At 67.6% G+C, this 16,531-nt stretch carries 12 protein-coding genes; 9 read left to right on the top strand and 3 right to left on the bottom strand.

Going from position 1 to position 16,531, the window contains the following annotated elements:
- Window positions 1–25 precede the first annotated feature (25 nt).
- Window positions 26–1,393: a SpoIID/LytB domain-containing protein gene (locus ACWDMM_RS10325; RefSeq protein ID WP_323124361.1), complete on the bottom strand. Its 1,368-nt coding sequence runs from the start codon at window positions 1,391–1,393 to the stop codon at window positions 26–28.
- 367 nt (window positions 1,394–1,760) lie between these two features.
- Between ACWDMM_RS10325 and ACWDMM_RS10320 the strand changes: the two genes are divergently transcribed.
- The gene (locus ACWDMM_RS10320; RefSeq protein ID WP_195079684.1) at window positions 1,761–3,875 is read left to right on the top strand and encodes an N-acetylmuramoyl-L-alanine amidase; all 2,115 of its coding nucleotides are present in this window, start codon (window positions 1,761–1,763) and stop codon (window positions 3,873–3,875) included.
- A 60-nt stretch (window positions 3,876–3,935) separates the two neighbouring features.
- Here the strand turns inward: ACWDMM_RS10320 and ACWDMM_RS10315 are convergent, their stop codons facing one another.
- Window positions 3,936–4,736 carry a Cof-type HAD-IIB family hydrolase gene (locus ACWDMM_RS10315; protein ID WP_397069720.1) on the bottom strand — a complete coding sequence of 267 codons (801 nt, stop codon included), beginning with the start codon at window positions 4,734–4,736 and terminating at the stop codon, window positions 3,936–3,938.
- 193 nt (window positions 4,737–4,929) lie between these two features.
- Between ACWDMM_RS10315 and ACWDMM_RS10310 the strand changes: the two genes are divergently transcribed.
- The 8 genes from ACWDMM_RS10310 (at window position 4,930) to ACWDMM_RS10275 (ending at window position 15,639) form a co-directional block, all read left to right on the top strand.
- Window positions 4,930–5,907 (top strand): ABC transporter permease, encoded by a 978-nt coding sequence (locus ACWDMM_RS10310; RefSeq protein WP_357107074.1) that lies wholly within the window; start codon window positions 4,930–4,932, stop codon window positions 5,905–5,907.
- Window positions 5,904–6,824, top strand: coding sequence for an ABC transporter permease (locus ACWDMM_RS10305; RefSeq protein ID WP_195079681.1), 921 nt, complete (start codon window positions 5,904–5,906; stop codon window positions 6,822–6,824). Before ACWDMM_RS10310 ends, ACWDMM_RS10305 begins: the two co-directional genes overlap by 4 nt.
- Complete coding sequence (locus tag ACWDMM_RS10300) at window positions 6,821–8,698, top strand: ABC transporter ATP-binding protein (protein WP_195079680.1); 1,878 nt, start codon at window positions 6,821–6,823, stop codon at window positions 8,696–8,698. Before ACWDMM_RS10305 ends, ACWDMM_RS10300 begins: the two co-directional genes overlap by 4 nt.
- Window positions 8,699–8,711: 13 nt before the next feature.
- Entirely contained in the window at window positions 8,712–10,397 is a 1,686-nt protein-coding gene (locus tag ACWDMM_RS10295) for an ABC transporter family substrate-binding protein (RefSeq protein ID WP_449937003.1), read from the top strand.
- The gene (locus ACWDMM_RS10290; RefSeq protein ID WP_357107066.1) at window positions 10,394–12,094 is read left to right on the top strand and encodes an ABC transporter family substrate-binding protein; all 1,701 of its coding nucleotides are present in this window, start codon (window positions 10,394–10,396) and stop codon (window positions 12,092–12,094) included. Before ACWDMM_RS10295 ends, ACWDMM_RS10290 begins: the two co-directional genes overlap by 4 nt.
- A 38-nt stretch (window positions 12,095–12,132) precedes the next feature.
- The gene (locus ACWDMM_RS10285; RefSeq protein WP_357207103.1) at window positions 12,133–13,803 is read left to right on the top strand and encodes an ABC transporter family substrate-binding protein; all 1,671 of its coding nucleotides are present in this window, start codon (window positions 12,133–12,135) and stop codon (window positions 13,801–13,803) included.
- Complete coding sequence (locus ACWDMM_RS10280; RefSeq protein WP_449937000.1) at window positions 13,800–14,462, top strand: hypothetical protein; 663 nt, start codon at window positions 13,800–13,802, stop codon at window positions 14,460–14,462. The genes ACWDMM_RS10285 and ACWDMM_RS10280 overlap by 4 nt, the downstream gene beginning before the upstream one ends.
- A 136-nt stretch (window positions 14,463–14,598) precedes the next feature.
- Complete coding sequence (locus ACWDMM_RS10275; protein ID WP_195079675.1) at window positions 14,599–15,639, top strand: phosphotransferase; 1,041 nt, start codon at window positions 14,599–14,601, stop codon at window positions 15,637–15,639.
- Window positions 15,640–15,789: 150 nt separating this feature from the next.
- Here ACWDMM_RS10275 and ACWDMM_RS10270 read toward each other — a convergent pair whose 3' ends face one another.
- Entirely contained in the window at window positions 15,790–16,305 is a 516-nt protein-coding gene (locus tag ACWDMM_RS10270; RefSeq protein ID WP_323124360.1) for a GNAT family N-acetyltransferase, read from the bottom strand.
- Window positions 16,306–16,531: the final 226 nt, after the last annotated feature.

Genomic DNA, 16,531 nt, shown 5'->3' with positions numbered 1-16,531 from the left:
AAGGTCAACCCCTTTATGCGATCGATTACGGACCAGCGGGCCGGATCGCACCGCCAGCCGTGGCGTCACCCCCGTTTGCCACGTTTTCCGGTGGGGCGATACCGCCGGGTGCAGCAGTGCCGTCAGGCGTAGCCGCAGCTCCAAGGGCATCGGCACCGCCAGCAGCCACGGCGGCACCGTCGGGCGTAACGGGACCACCGGACACAGCCGCATCTCCATGCGCACCGGGCTGAGCCCCACCGCCGGGCGGCACGGCATCGGGCCGAGCCGCCGCGCCGGACGGAACCTGCTGCGCTGCAGCCACTTCCGGCACCACCTGCAACACGCGCGAGTAGTCCACCACCTGCGCGCCCAGCGTGGGCGTCGCGATGATCACGCCGTTGGTGTACATCCGGTAGGTGCCCGCGTGCTGCGGCAGGATCATCTGCGGTCCGATCGGCGTGCCGAGCGAACTGTTCGCGCCACCGATGCGGCGGTACTCGGCATCGATCGCCGACTCGGTGGCCGCCGACCGCGCGGGCGGCTCCGCGCCCGGCGCGATGGCGAGCAGTTGCCCGGGGGCGGGCCCGACGTCCATGGTCCGGATATCCGCCGGTGCCCCTCCGTCGGGTGCGGCGGAGTACTCCGTGCGCAGGATCCGGCCGTCGCGCAACAACACCGTGCCCGCCGTGGCGGCTACGGCCGCCGCCGTCCGCGGGTCCTCCCGCTCGGTGCCGGGATAGCTTTGGCAAGCCGTGGTGTCGCACGTCTGCGCGTACGGATAACGCTGCTCGGCGAGGACATACGAGCGCGCCGCGATCGCCTGGGCACGCAGCGCCTCGGCCGCGCCCTTGTCCGCCCAGTTGGCCTGCACCTCGGCCGGGACCACCCCGAGCAGGTAATCCTCGACATCCACCTGGTTGATCGTGCGGGCCGCGCCGTCGTCGAGGGCGACGCCGAGCACGCCGCGGTAGGAGGGACCGCCGCACAGCGTGAGGTGTTCGGCCACCGGGCGGTTCGGCCGTGGGTCGATCGGATGGACCCAGGGGTCGTCGGTCGACGCCTGCCACAGCACGTCGCCGTCGCAACCGACGGTCACCGTCACGTTCGCGCCGCCACCGGGCAGCGGCGTCAGGTGCGCGGCCTGGCCGGGCGGGAGCTGTCGGCCCGCCACCCGCAGGCCGGTGGCGGCGAAGACGTCGAGCGAAGAGTCGTCCCGCGCCGCGAGGCGGACCCGGACGGCGGCGGGCGCGACGGCGCCGAGCGTCGCGCCCGGGTAGTAGTGCGCGAGGATGCGTTCGGCTGCCCATCCCGCTCGCGCGTTCTCGAACGCGCCGACCTGACTCAAGCCACGGCCGTGTCCCGGCCCCGCGAGCTGGCGATAGGGCACGTGGTTCGGCCAGGCCGAGAGCACGACGAGGACTCCAGCGACCAGCCCGACTCCGCCGAGCAACAGGGCGGAGCCGCCCAGCGCGTTCCCGCATGGCCTCCCGGCGGGGCCCCGCCCGGGGAATATCGCCCTTACCAGCAATTTTCGGTTCCCCCGCATGGGCCTATTACGATGCATCGGTTCACTCCCGCGGTTTACGAGACCGTAGCTCTCCTACTTTTTCCGCACGTTTTGCAGACGCGCCAGCAATCGAACAGCTACATTCAGGCAATCACATAATCCTCAACCAGAGGTTTAGCCATGTGACAAATGTGGTTATTGTGACCATTGATACATCAGGAAGTGACCCTTTAATCACACGATCACTGGTACGACCTGATTGGAGACGCACGTGCGGTACCGCAAACCGAAACGCTCCTACGTGCTACCGGTTGTCACCACCCTCGCGGTAGCTGCCCCGCTCGGCACGCTCGCGCTCAGCGATTCGAACGACTACCGCACCGCCACCGACAGCGAACCGGCCACCGTCTCGGCCGGGCTCGCCGAGGTCTCCCTGACCCACGCCCCCGATATCGTGTTGCCGCTGCGCGAACTCACCGGGCTGAACCTGCCTGATCTGCATCTTTCCGACCTGCGCATGCTGCCGATCGCGGCGGGCATTCCGATTCCGGAAGGGCCGCTGCCACCGGGCGCGCAACCTCCGGAAGGAATGCGACTACCCAGTTCCAATTCCAGCCAAACCTCCGAATCCGAATTAATGCCGAGCCGATCGGACCGAAGCACGAATTCCGCTGGTCAGCCGATTTCCGGACCGCCGGCGAACAGTGTGCGCTTCATCGCCGATCCCGCCCGGCTCCAGCCCGGCACCACGCCCGACACCCCCGCGCTGTCTCCCGGTGCGGTGAACCCCGAACTGATGAGCCAGGTGGGGGCACAGGTCAAGGAACTTTCCAGCGACACGCCGTTCAGCATGGTCGCACTCACCGCGCGAGAGCTGGCCGACACCAAAGCCACCATCCGCGCTCGGCAGCCCGACGGCACCTGGGGCCCCTGGTACGACACCGAACCGGTGGACACCCACCGCACCGATCACTCCGGCCCCGGCCCCACCGACGGCACCGAGCCGATCTACGTCGGCAACACGAACGCGGTGCAGGTGCTGGTCACCCGCAAGCAGGCAGCGCGGACCATCCAGCCGGTGGCGCAGCCCGGACCCAGCGCCGACGACCGGTCACAACCAGCCGACCCGGCTCAGCAGGCCGCGGACCTGACCGCCGTGCTGATCGATCCGGGCCGGGCCGCCGCCGACGGCGATCTGCACAGCGTGGCCGCCGCGCTGCCCGGCGGCGGACCGAGCGTGATCACCCGCGCCCAGTGGGGCGCCGACGAATCGATCCGGTGCGCCGAGCCGACCTACGACGACCGTCTCGGCGGCGTCACGGTGCACCACACCGCGGGGCGCAACGACTACAGCAAGTCCGAGTCGGCGGGCATCGTCCGCGCGATCTACACCTATCACGCGAAGACATTGGGCTGGTGCGACATCGGTTACAACGCGCTGGTCGACAAGTACGGGCAGGTCTTCGAAGGACGCTTCGGCGGCCTCGACCGCCCGGTGCAGGGCGCGCACGCGGGCGGGTTCAACGAGAACACCTCGGGCGTCGCGCTGATGGGCAACTACGAGTCGGAGCCACCGAGCCAGGAGGCGCTCCAGGCGATCGGCGCTTTCGTCGGCTGGCGCACCAAGATCGCCGGACTCGATCCCAAGGGCTCCACCACCATGTACTCCGAGGGCACTTCCTTCACCTCGTACGCCGAGGGCGAGGCGGTGCAGTTGCCGGTGGTCTTCGCACACCGCGATGTCGGCAACACCACCTGTCCCGGCGACGCGGCGTACGCGCTGATGGATCGGATCCGCGACATCGCCGCCGGTGCGCCGGACGCTTCTGGCGCGCCCGACAGCCAGGTGCCCCCACCAGCGGAATCCGACGTGGCGGCCCTCGCCGCGCTGACCACCAAGCTGCTGAACATGGTGCAGGAGAACATCATCGCCAGGCACTGGTCGCAGTCCGGCGGACCGAACGGCCCGCTCGGCGCCGTACGTTCGGATGTGCTGCCCGCCGCGGGTGACCAGCAGTACGCGAAGTTCGCCAACGGCTATGTCTACACCGCCGCAGACGGGCAGGTCGTCGAGGTGCTCGGCAGCATCCTGGACCGCTTCCTGCAACTCGGCGCCGACACGGGTGTGCTCGGACTCCCCCTGCGCAACGCCTATCCGGTCCCCGACGGCCTGCGCGCCGACTTCGAGCACGGTTCATTGATCCTCGACCAGATCACCGGCCTCGTCACGACGGTGTGGAAGACCTACAACGACACCTATCGAGCGGAAATGAGCCGGAACCCGGTCGCAGCGCAGGTGAGTGCCCCGATCCCGCACCGTCCCCCGGCGCCCGCCGCCGCCACGGCTACGGGCGGCGCGCCGATCCCCGGCGGGCCCGATCGTTGATCTCCGCTCGGAGCCCGTGCCCGACGCGCGGGCTTCGAATCGCTCCGTCACCCATTTCTCTCACACCCACCAGCGTTCCAGGATGCGCGCGACTCCGTCGTCGGAGTTCGATTCGGCGACCTCGTCGGCGGCGGCGATGGCCTCGGGGTGGGCGTTGCGCATCGCGACACCGTGGCCGGCCATGGTGAGCATGGGGACGTCGTTGGGCATGTCGCCGAACGCGACGATGGTGGACGCGTCCACGCCGAGCCGCTGCGCGACCACGGCCAGCCCCGCGGCCTTGGTGATGCCGGGGGCGGACAGTTCGATGAGTCCGTGCTCGGTCGAGTAGGTGATGTCGGCGCGTTCGCCGATCAGCGGCGCGAGCACCGCGCGCATGTCCGAACTGCGCGCGCCGGGCAGCCGGATCAGCATCTTGATGGCGGGCGCGTCGATGACCTCCTCCCTGGCGACGGAGGTGTCGTCCGGGTTGAGCCAGGCGTGCTCGTACTGCGGCGAGCTGACGAACTGCGGCGTCACGGCGTCGTGCGCGCTCTCGCCGACGCGTTCGGCGGCCAGACCGCAGCCGGGCAGCGCCCGCTCGGCGATGTCGGCGAGCCAGGCCAGCGTCGGCACGTCCAATGCCATGCTGGTCAGCACCCGGTCGGCGGCGCTGTCGTAGATCACCGCGCCGTTGCCGCATACGCACAGCGGCGCGTACCCGAGCCCCTGCACCACCGGATCGATCCAGCGCGGCGGGCGTCCCGTGGCCAGCACGAACGGCACGCCGTCGGCGATCAGCGCGCCCACCGCCGCCTTCGTCCGCGCGGTCACCCGCTCGTCACGGTCGATGAGGGTGCCGTCCACGTCGGTGGCGACCATCTTCGGTTTGGGGAGGTGCAGGGGCGTCACCCGTCCATCCTGCCGGACAACCTCCGGCTCGCGCCCGGCCACCGTGGCCGGACGGGCTCCGGACATGCCCGGATGTCGTGTGGCACGCGCGCCGCGAACCGCGTCCTTATGATCGGGGGCTAATACCGACGCTGGCCCGCCCAGCCGAAAGACCAGAGGACTGATGACCGGCTTCCTGCTACGACGCGCGCTCAACTATGTCGTGCTGTTGCTGCTGGCTTCGTTCCTGACGTTCAGTTTGGCGTCCCTGACGTTCCGGCCGCTGGACAGTCTCGAACAACGCAATCCGCGCCCGCCACAGGCAGTGATCGACGCCAAGGCCGAGGAGCTGCACCTCAACGACCCGATCCCGGAGCGGTACGTCACCTGGCTCAAAGGCATTCCGCGCGGCGATTTCGGCACCACGCTGGCCGGTCAGCCGGTCAGCGAGGAACTGCCGCGACGGGTCGCGGTGAGCCTGCGGCTGCTGATCGTCGGTTCGCTGGTCGGCACGGTGCTCGGGGTTCTGATCGGCGCGGCGGGCGCGATCCGGCAGTACAAGTTCAGCGACTATTTCACCACGGTGGTGTCACTGCTGATCTTGAGCACGCCGGTCTTCCTGCTCGCGACGCTGCTGAAATACGGTGCGCTGGAGATCAACTCGCTGACCGGATCGCAGATCTTCCTCTACACCGGCGAGACGTCGGCCAACACCATCGAAGGGTTCGGGCCGCAACTGCTCGACCGCGTCCAGCACCTGATCCTGCCCACCACCGCGCTGGCGCTCGGCGCGATGGCGAGCTACAGCCGCTATCAGCGCAACGCGATGCTCGACGTGCTGCAGAGCGATTTCATCCGCACCGCCCGCGCGAAGGGTCTTACCCGCAGCAAGGCGCTGTACAAGCACGGCCTGCGCACGGCGCTGATCCCGATGGCCACACTGTTCGCCTACAGTCTCGGCGCCCTGATCACCGGCGCGACGTTCACCGAGAAGATCTTCGGCTGGCACGGTGTCGGTGAGTGGCTGGTCGACTCGATCAACGCCCAGGACCTGTACGTCGTGGTGACGGTCACCGCGTTCGCAGGCCTGGTTGTGCTGGTGTCGGGTCTGCTGTCCGACATCGTGTACGCGATTCTCGATCCAAGGGTGCGTGTGGGATGACGGAAACCGAGATCATCGTCCAGGGCGCGCCCGAGGTCGCCGCGACCGGGCGGCGCAGGCTGGTGCTGCGGCGCTTCCTGCGCAACAAGCCCGCCGTCGCTGGTGGCCTGATCCTCATCGCGCTGTTCGTCGTGAGCTTCGCGCTGCCGCCCTTCCTGCCCTACGACTACCAGCAGCTGGACTACACCGCCCTGCTGAAACCGCCGAGCCCGGACCATCCCTTCGGCACCACCCAGATCGGGCAGGACGTCTTGGCGCAGACCCTGCGCGGATTGCAGAAGTCGCTGGTCATCGGCCTGTGCGTCGCGCTGCTGTCCACCACGATCGCCGCCACCGCCGGCTCACTGGCCGGACTGCTCGGCGGCTGGACCGACCGGGCGATCATGTGGCTGGTCGATCTGCTGCTGGTGGTTCCGAGCTTCATCGTCATCGCGCTGTTCGCGCCGCGCACCAAGGGCAGCGGCTCCATTCTGCTGCTGATCGTCCTGCTGTCCTGCTTCGGCTGGATGATCTCGGCGCGGATCGTGCGCGGGCTGACACTGAGCCTGCGTGATCGCGAATTCGTCCGAGCCGCCAGGTACATGGGCGCGCCGACCCGCACGGTGATCCTCAGCCACGTCATCCCGAACATCGCCTCGATCCTGATCATCGACACCACGCTCACCGTCGGCTCGGCGATCATGGCCGAAACGGGTCTGAGCTTCCTCGGTTTCGGTGTGCAGCCGCCGGACGTGTCACTCGGCTCGCTGATCGCGGCGGGGACGAAATCAGCGTTGACTTATCCCTGGCTGTTCCTGTTCGCAGGTGGTCTGCTGATCATCACCGTGCTGTGCGCCAACCTCGTGGGCGACGGACTGCGCGACGCGTTCGATCCCGGCGCGAAGCGGGCTCGGTCGAAGAAGAAGGCGAAGGCATGACGAGCGCGGGAACAACCGAGAAGACGATCGAGACCACCTCGACCGCGCCCCTGCTGGAGATCACCGATCTGCGGGTGTCCTTCCCCAGCGAGGAGGGCCGGATCGACGCGGTGCGCGGCGTCACCTACACGGTGTCCGATGGTGAAGTGCTCGCCATCGTCGGTGAATCCGGGTCGGGCAAGTCGGTGTCCTCGCTGGCCGTGATGGGGTTGCTGCCGGAGCAGGCGCGGATCACCGGTTCCATCCGTTTCCGCGGACGCGAACTGCTCGGGCTGGGCGATCGCGACCTGTCCAAGCTGCGCGGCAGTTCGATCAGCATGGTGTTCCAGGACCCGCTCTCGGCGCTGACGCCGGTCTACCGGGTGGGCGATCAGATCGCCGAAGCCCTGCTGGCGCACGGCAAGGTGAGCAGAGGCTCAGCCGCGAAACGCGCGGTGGAGCTGCTCGACCTGGTCGGCATCCCCGATCCGGAAGTGCGGGCCAAAGCGTTTCCGCACGAGTTCTCCGGCGGCCAGCGCCAGCGCGTGGTCATCGCGATGGCGATCGCGAACGACCCGGCGCTGATCATCTGCGACGAACCGACCACCGCGCTGGACGTGACGGTGCAGAAGCAGATCCTCAACCTGCTGCGCAAGGCGCGCGACATCACCGGCGCGGGCGTCATCATGATCACCCACGACATGGGCATCGCCGCCACGCTGGCCGACCGCGTCGCCGTCATGTACGCGGGCCGGATCGTCGAAACCGCCCCCGCCGCCGAGCTGTTCGACGCGCCGCGGATGCCGTACACCGTCGGTCTGCTCGGCTCGATCCCGCGCATGGACGGTCCGCCGCGACGACCGTTGATCCCGATCGTCGGCGCGCCGCCCGCCATGCACGCGCTGCCGCCCGGCTGCTCGTTCGCACCGCGCTGCCCGGTGTCGATCGACGAATGCCGGGCGGCGGAACCGCCTTTGGAGACGGTCGGGCCGGGGCATACCGCCGCATGCATCCGCACCGCCGAGGTCGGCACCGACGAGCTGTTCGAGGCGTATCGGCGCGAGATCGCCGAGCCGGAGGCCGAGGCGCAGGTGGACTCGGATGTCGTGCTGCGGGTTTCGGACCTGGTGAAGGTCTTCCCGATCACCTCGGGTGTGGTGCTGCGCCGCCGCAAAGGAGAGATCAGGGCGGTCGACGGCATCAGTTTCGAGGTCCGGCGCGGGCGCACCTTGGCGCTCGTCGGTGAGTCCGGCTCCGGCAAATCGACCACTCTCACCCAGATCCTCGATCTGGTGCCGCCGCAGTCGGGCGCGATCGAGATCATGGGCAGCGACGTCGCGACCCTGAGCAAGGCCCGCAAGCGGGAGATCCGCCGGAAGATGCAGATCGTCTTCCAGGACCCCACCGCCTCCCTCGACCCCCGTCTGCCGATCTTCGACGCCCTCGCCGAGCCGTTGCGCATCGACGGGCGGCCGCGGGCGGAGATCGCGCGCCGGGTACCGGAACTGCTCGAACAGGTCGGTCTGCGCCCGGAGCACGCCGACCGCTACCCCGCCGACTTCTCCGGCGGCCAGAAACAGCGCATCAGCATCGCCCGCGCGCTCGCGCTCGACCCGGAACTGCTGGTGCTGGACGAGCCGGTCTCCTCGCTGGACGTCTCGATCCAGGCCGGCGTGCTGAACCTGTTGCGCGACCTGCAAACCGAGCGCGGGCTGTCGTATCTGTTCGTCTCGCACGACCTGTCCGTGGTGCGGAACCTGGCCCACGACATCGCGGTCATGTATCGCGGCAAGATCGTGGAATACGGCTCGGCGGAGCAGATATTCGCCGATCCGCGACACGAGTACACCAGGGCGCTGATCGACGCGGTCCCGGTGCCGGCAGTCAGCCGATAGGCAGGAGGGCGCGATGCGGATCCGTTTCGACCGAACGCGGTGGGCCGCGGGGGTGGTGGCGCTGGCGCTGATCGCCGCGGGCTGCGCGAGCACCGCCGACGATTCGGCCGCCGGACTGTCCGACGCGCTCGGCACCACCAGCGACATCAATCCCAAGCATCGTGACGAGGTGCGCGAGGGCGGCAACCTGCGCCTGGCGGTCACCAGCTTCCCGGCGAACTGGAACACCCTGTCCACCGACGGGAACGACGGCGAGATCGGCGACATCGAGCGCCCGCTCATGCCCCGCGCGTTCGACGTCGACGCGGCGGGCAACCTCACCGTCAATCGGGACTTCTTCACCGACGTGGCGCTGACCGGCACCAACCCGCAACAGGTCACCTACACCATCAATCCCGAGGCGGTCTGGTCCGACGGCAGCCCCATCACCTGGGAGGACATCGCCTCACAGGCACACGCGCTCAGCGGTCGCGACAAGCGCTTCCTCATCGCGATCACCAACGGGTTCGAGTTCGTCGAGAAGGTGGAACGCGGTGTGGACGACCGGCAGGCCGTGCTCACCTTCAACCATCCCTTCGGCGAATGGCGCGGCCAGCTCGCCGGTGATTCCGCGCTTTTCCCGAAATCCGTCACCGCCGACCCGGAGTCGTTCAACAAAGGACTCGTGGACCGGCTCGGCCGCAGCGCCGGCCCCTTCGTGATCCAGTCCACCGACCGCACCCAGGGCCGGATCGTGCTCAGCCGCAACCCGAAATGGTGGGGCGAGACGCCGAAACTGGACACCATCACCTTCAGCGTGCTGGATCAGGCGGCATGGGCGAGCGCCCTGCAGAACAATGAACTCGACCTCGTCCGTCTGTCTTCGATCGACGAGGTCAAGACGGTTCGCGAGACCGGCGGCCTGGTGATTCGCCGTGCGCCGGGCAACCGCTGGCGGCACATCACCTTCAACGGCGCGCCGGGGTCGATTCTCGCGGACGCGCGCCTGCGGGTGGCGATCGCGAAGGCCATCGACCGGCAGGGCATCGCCACCGCGACGCAGAACGGTCTGGTGGAGAACCCGAAGCCGTTGAACAACCACATCTTCCTCCAGGGCCAGGACGGCTACCAGGACAATTCGGCGCCGGTGGCCTACGACCCCGACCAGGCGGCACGGGAACTCGACGCGCTCGGCTGGAAATTGAACGGCGATGTCCGCGAGAAGGACGGACGCAAGCTGGAGATCCGCGACGTGATGTACAACGATCCGCTGTGGATCCAGGTCGCGCAGATCATCCAGCAGAACCTGGCCCGGATCGGCGTGCGGCTGATCATCGACACCAAACCCGGCGCGGGGTATTTCACCAACGTCATCATTCCCGGTGATTTCGACGCCGCGCAGTTCGTCTTCACCGGAGACGCGTTCTATCTGAGCGATATCCGGCAGATCTACTACTACGACCCGAACGATCTGCAGGGCAACTACGGCCGCGTCGGTTCGCCCGAGCTCAACGCCTTGATCGAGCGCACGCTGACCGAACTCGATCCGAAGAAGATGATCGAACTGGCCAACGAGGTCGACCGGAAGGTGTTCGAGGAAGGACATTCACTGCCGCTGACCCAGTCCGACGGCAGTTTCGGCGCCCGCGCCGACCTCGCCAACATCGGCTCGCCCGGCCTGGCGTCCTACGACTACACCAAGATCGGATTCGTGAAATGAGACCAGCACAGCCAACCCGGAACCGCCGCGGGCAGGCACGCACGGTGATCGTCCGGGCTCTCACCGTCGGCACGGCGCTCGCGCTGCTGGTCGGCTGCGGCTCCGGCGGCAGCGAAGTGAAATCCGGCTCCAACGCGATCGGCTCGACCAACGACATCAACCCCCGCGACCCGAGCGAATTGCGCGACGGCGGGAACCTGCGCCTGGCGATCACCAATTTCCCCCCGACGTTCAATTCCCACCACGTCGACTCCAACGGCGACCTCGCCGAAGTGGTCGACTGGACCTTGCCGGGACCGATCACGGCCGACGCCGCCGGTGAGGTGTCGATCGACCACAACTTCTTCACCGACATCGCCTTGACCGAGACCACCCCGCAGCGGGTGGTCTACACCATCAACCCCAAGGCCGTCTGGTCCGACGGCAGCCCGATCACCTGGGAGGATCTGCGGTCCCAGGCGGAAGCGCTGAGTGGCCGCAATACCGAATACCGGGTTTCGGCGACCCAGGGCTACAGCCGGGTGGCCAAGGTCGAACGCGGCGTCGACGACCGCCAAGCGATCGTCACCTTCGCGCAGCACTACGGGGAGTGGCGCGGCCTGTTCAGTCAGCTGTACCCCAGGGAGTCGACCGAGACGCCACAGGCGTTCAACGAGCGCGATCGCAACGGGCTCGCCAAGTCGGCGGGGCCGTTCGTGATCACCTCGATCGACCGGGCGCAACAACGAATCGTGCTCAGTCGCAACCCGAAATGGTGGGGCGAGACGCCGAAGCTCGACACCGTCACCTACAGCGTGCTCGACTGGTCGGCCCGGCTGAACGCTTTGCAGAACAACGAACTCGACGCCATCGATGTCTCGGGCATCGAGGAGGTCAAGTCCGCCGCCAACTCACCGGGCATCATCGTCCGTCGCGCCTCGCGCCCGTTCAACTCGCAGATCACCTTCAACGGCGCACCGGGGTCGATTCTCGCGGATCCCAAGGTGCGCGTCGCGATCGCGAAGGGCATCGACCGGCAGGGCATCGTCACCGCGCTGCAGAACGGGATCGTGGACAATCCCACTCCACTGAACAACCACATCTACCTCAACGGGCAGAAGGGCTACCAGGACAACTCCGCGGTGATCGCCTACGACCCGGACGAGGCGGCCCGCATGCTGGACGAACTCGGCTGGAAGCTCAACGGCGATGTCCGGGAGAAGGACGGACGCCAGCTGGTCATCCGCGATGTGATGTTCCAACAGGACACCTGGGTGCAGATGGCTCAGATCATGCAGCAGAACCTCGCGCGGATCGGGGTGAAACTGCTGATCCAGACCTATCCGGGCAACGGCCTGTTCACCGATGTCATCGACCCGGGTAACTTCGACATCGCGCAGTTCAGCTGGGAAAGGAGCATCTTCCCGCTCGGCGCGCTGCCGCAGATCTACGCCTACGACCCGGCGAACACGCTCAGCAACAAGGGCCGGATCGGATCGCCCGAGCTGAACGACCTGATCGAGCAGACCATCTCCGAACTCGATCCCGAGCGGGCGATCGAGCTGGCGAACAAGGCCGACCGAATGATCTTCGAGCTCGGCCACTCGGTGCCGGTCGCGCAGTCGGCCGGCAACGTGGCCGTCCGTGCGGGGCTGGCCAACTACGGCGCCTTCGGGCTGGCTTTCCCGGACTACCTCCGGGTCGGCTTCGAGAAGTGAGGCCGGACCGAAGGACGCGACGAGCGGAAAGGATCACCATGCGGATCACCTCTGCGTGTGCCCGGCTGGCGTTGTCGCTGGCCGTCGTCGGGCTGACGCTCACGGGCTGCGGCGGCGGCGACAACGTCACCGGAGGCACCAGCACGGTCGGCACCACCAACGACATCAATCCGAGGGACCCGAGCGAACTGCGCGACGGCGGCAACTTGCGGCTGGCCCTCACCAACTTCCCGGAGAACTTCAACTATCTGCACGTGGACGGCGGAACGGAGACCGTCTTCTACCTCCTCGAACCGACGATGCCGACCACCTTCGTCAACGACGCGGCGGGGCAGTTGAGCGTCGCCCACGACTTCTTCACCGATATCGAGCTGATCGGAACCAGTCCGCAGCAGGTGAGATACACCATCAACCCGAAGGCCGTGTGGTCCGACGGTTCGCCGATCACCTGGGAAGATCTCCGCTCCCAAGCCCATGCTCTGAGCGGCAAGGACAACGCGTTCCTCGTCTCGTCCACCAGCGGATACGACCGGGTAGGCAAGGTCGAGCGCGGCAGCGACGACCGGCAGGCCGTCGTGACATTCGATCAGCCGTTCGGCGAATGGCAAGGACTGTTCAACCCGCTGTATCCGAAGTCGGTCACGGCGACTCCGGACAGCTTCACCAATGCGGCCAAGAACGAGCTGCCGCTCAGCGCGGGCCCCTTCGTGATCACCTCCATCGATCGCAGCCAGAACCGCATCGTGCTTGGGCGCAATCCCCGGTGGTGGGGCGATACGCCAAAGCTGGATTCGATCACCTTCAGCGTGCTGGACCACTCGGCCTGGCTGCCCGCGATCCAGAACAACGAACTCGACATCGCCTACATGTCCGGCATCGAGAACGTCAGCGCGGCGCGCAATGCCGCGAACGTGGTCATCCGGCGCACGCCGGAAGCGACCTGGTCGCACATCACCTTCAACGGCGCCCCCGGTTCCCTGCTCGCCGATCCGCAGCTGCGAATCGCCATCTCCAAGGCGATCGACCGGCAGGGCGTGGTCACCGCCTCGCAGCACGGCGTCGTCGACGATCCCAAGCCACTGAACAATCACGTCTTCGTGGCGGGGCAGAAGGGCTACCAGGACAACGCGGCCCCCATCGCCTACGACCCGGACGAGGCGGCCCGGATGCTGGACGCGCTCGGCTGGAAGCTCAACGGCGACGTCCGCGAGAAGGACGGCCGCAAGCTCGAACTCCGAGACGTGATGTACCAGCAGGATCAGTGGGTGCAGACCGCGCAGATCGTGCAGCAGAATCTCGCGCGGATCGGGGTGAAGCTGATCATCCAGACGGTGCCGGGCACCGGCCTGTTCACCAACGTCATCGACCCCGGCAATTTCGACCTGGCCCAGTTCAGCTGGGGCGGCAGCGTTCTGCCGCTGAGCGGGTTGCGGCAGATCTACTACTACGATCCGAGCAACTGGCAGAGCAACAAGGCACGCATCGGCACTCCGGAACTCAACGCGCTGATCGACCAGACGCTCGCCGAACTGGATCCGGAGAAGGCCATTCAGCTGGCCAACCAATGCGATCGGATGATCTTCGAAGAGGGCTACTCCATCCCGCTGAACCAGGCGGCGGGCACCTATGCCGCCCGGACCGACCTGGCGAACTACGGCGCGTTCGGCCTCGCTTCGCGGGACTACACCAAGGTGGGTTTCCTGAAGTGAGTTCCGGATCGGGCCACCCGCTGGCCTATCCGATCACGGTGACGTTCGGCGCCCTCGCGGTCTGTGCCGCCTGGGCGCCGTTCGGCACTCTGGATCAGGTGGCGGCGATCGCGGCCGTCGCGCTCGCCGTGTGCGGGTACACCGGATACCGGCTCGCCGTCGCCTTCGGGATGCTCCGGTTCCATCGTCCTGGCGCTGCGCGGACCGTACGGGTCACCCGTGTCCGCCAACACCATCGCCTGGTCGGCCGGTCGTGGTTGCAAGTCGGTGGCACGGGCCGGCCGCGGTGGCTTCCGGTGTACTTCGACCCGGCGCTGGTCACCCTCACCGAAAGCGAAGCGGAACTCACCGACCGCGCGATGCACGTCGCGGGACGACGCCTCTACCCGTCCGGCCGCATGCGCGACGTCGAACCGCCCGGCCGTCTCGTCGACAACCCGAGCCGCCCCGACCCCGACGCTTCCGCCCACATCGCGCAGGCCACTCGCCTGCGCCGCCGCCTCCTGCTCGACGCCCAATCCACCGTCGCCGCCCCCATCGCCGCTCTCCTGTGGGTCTACCTCGACGGCGGCGGCTTCCCCGTCTTCCTGGCCGCCACCACCATCGCCGCCGCGTGCGCGATCTGGCTCTCCGCCGTGCAGGGCTCCGACCCGAGTTGAGACCACGGGGTGGGACACCCATGAAGCCTCCCTCGCGCAGGTCGAACGTTTGACAGCGGCGACTCGGCGCGTGCAGCCTGAGACCGGAAGTGGCCTCATCCCGTCTCTTGTCTCCCACTCGACCCCAGGAGATCACTTGACCGGCGAAGTCGCACATATCCCCGCCGTCATGGACCCCCGCGGACTCGAGTCGACACTGCGCGCCACGCACCGCTTGTCCTCCACAGAACATGTCGATGACGTGGCGGTCCACCGACTCGCGCAGTCCGGCCTGGTGGGCGAAGTGCTACGCCTATCGATCCGTTACGACCGGCCCAGCGGCTCCGGCCCCGAATCGCTCATCTTCAAGGAAGCGTCGGACCGGTTCACCGAAAGCCGTCACCTGGCCGAAGTCGAACTCGGCTTCTACCGGTATCACGAGGCGCATCCCACGCCGATCGATGTCCCCGCGGTACTGGCCCAGGGGCCGGCTCCTGCTCCGTGGCTACTCATGGAAGACCTGGGCGACGACGGCTTCGTCCGGCAGATCGACGGGTGCCCGCCCGATCTGGCCTTCCGCGCGATAACCGCGCTCGCGACCATGCACGCGTGGGGCTGGAATCGCGCCCTGCCCGCGGATTGGGACTGGCTGCTGCCGCCCGCGAACTCACCAGTCGGTGCGATCTGCCGACGCCGGCTGCGCGGCTACGGCGGCGACTGGCCGACGGCGCTCGGGCCGTTGCCTGCTCTCGTCATCGATGGATTCGAAGATGTGGCCGCCATGCTCGCGCCACCACAACGCACGATCGCGCACGGCGATTTCCACAGCCAGAATATTCACTTCGGGCCGCATCGCTGCAGGTTCATCGATTTCCAATTCTTGCAGCACGCGTCGGGGATGCTGGACGTGGCCCGATTCCTCGCCACCAGTTTGACCACCGAAATCCGCCGTGCGATCGAGGGCGATCTGCTCCGCGCCTACCACGACCGTCTCGCAGAACTCGGCGCGGCACGGGAAGACACCGAGCAGTGGACCACCGAATTGCGGGCCGGGCTGCTGTGGAACTTCTGCACACCGCTCACTCTGCGCGTCATAGGACTGGAGCAGAGTCGAGGAAGCTGGCCCGCTCGACTGCCCATCTTGGAACGTTGCGCGGCGGCCGCCGACGACTGGGCTGCCCTGGATCTGCTCCGCTGACCCGGTGAAACTACCGTGCTGCGCTGCAACGGTATTCACACCACGGCGGTCGATCCGCCATGAGCCATTCCCGGCGCGATGCTGGTGCCGGTACGCACCGGTGCCCGACGGCGGGGCAAGCTCGAGCCACCCCACCGTCGGTACTGCTCGCTAGTCGATGCCGAATGGCGCGGCGTAGCGGACCGTGCCACCCGGTAGCGGGTGGGCTGGGTCGAGTGTCAACGCCATCAACGCCTCATCCGGCACGTCGATGCTCAGGCCGATGCCGTGCTCGGAAGCCCGGCCGAAGCCGAAGCGCGGGTAGTACGTCGGATGACCGAGCACGATGACGAAACGCTCGCCCATCCGCGCCGCGGCCGCCAAGCCGGCCCGGATCGCGGCGGAACCCGCGCCCGTCTTCTGGTACTCGGGCAGCACCGCGCACGGGCCGAGACACAATGCCGGCGTGGTGTCGACGTGGCAGCGAGTCAGCAGCGCGAAGCCGACCGGCGTGTCGTCCGGCAGCGTGCTGACGATCGACAGGCCATCGATCCATGCGGGGTCGTCGCGCAACGCGTCGACCAGTTCGGCCTCCTCGGCACGCTCGAAGGCCGCGACGTTGATCGCGTGGATCGCGGCGATATCGGCATCGGTTTCGGCGCGCACACGCCAATTGGTGGAACTCAACTCGGATTCTCCGTGTTCTCGATGGTCGGGCCCGGTCGCGGACACAGCACCACCGTCACGGGAGCCCATGGGCTCGGCACGAACGCCGGACGGAAGGGATCAGACCGGTACCCGAGACGATTGGACGGTCCGGATGTCGTGCGTGACGGTGGTTTTCGGCGCGGTCATCCCGCTCCACCTCCTCGGTATGGGTCTCCACCTCGAATACGAACGAGCGATGCTAACC

The sequence above is a fragment of the Nocardia sp. NPDC003726 genome (genome assembly GCF_053586955.1).
This window is presented reverse-complemented; position numbering and strand designations above follow the sequence as displayed.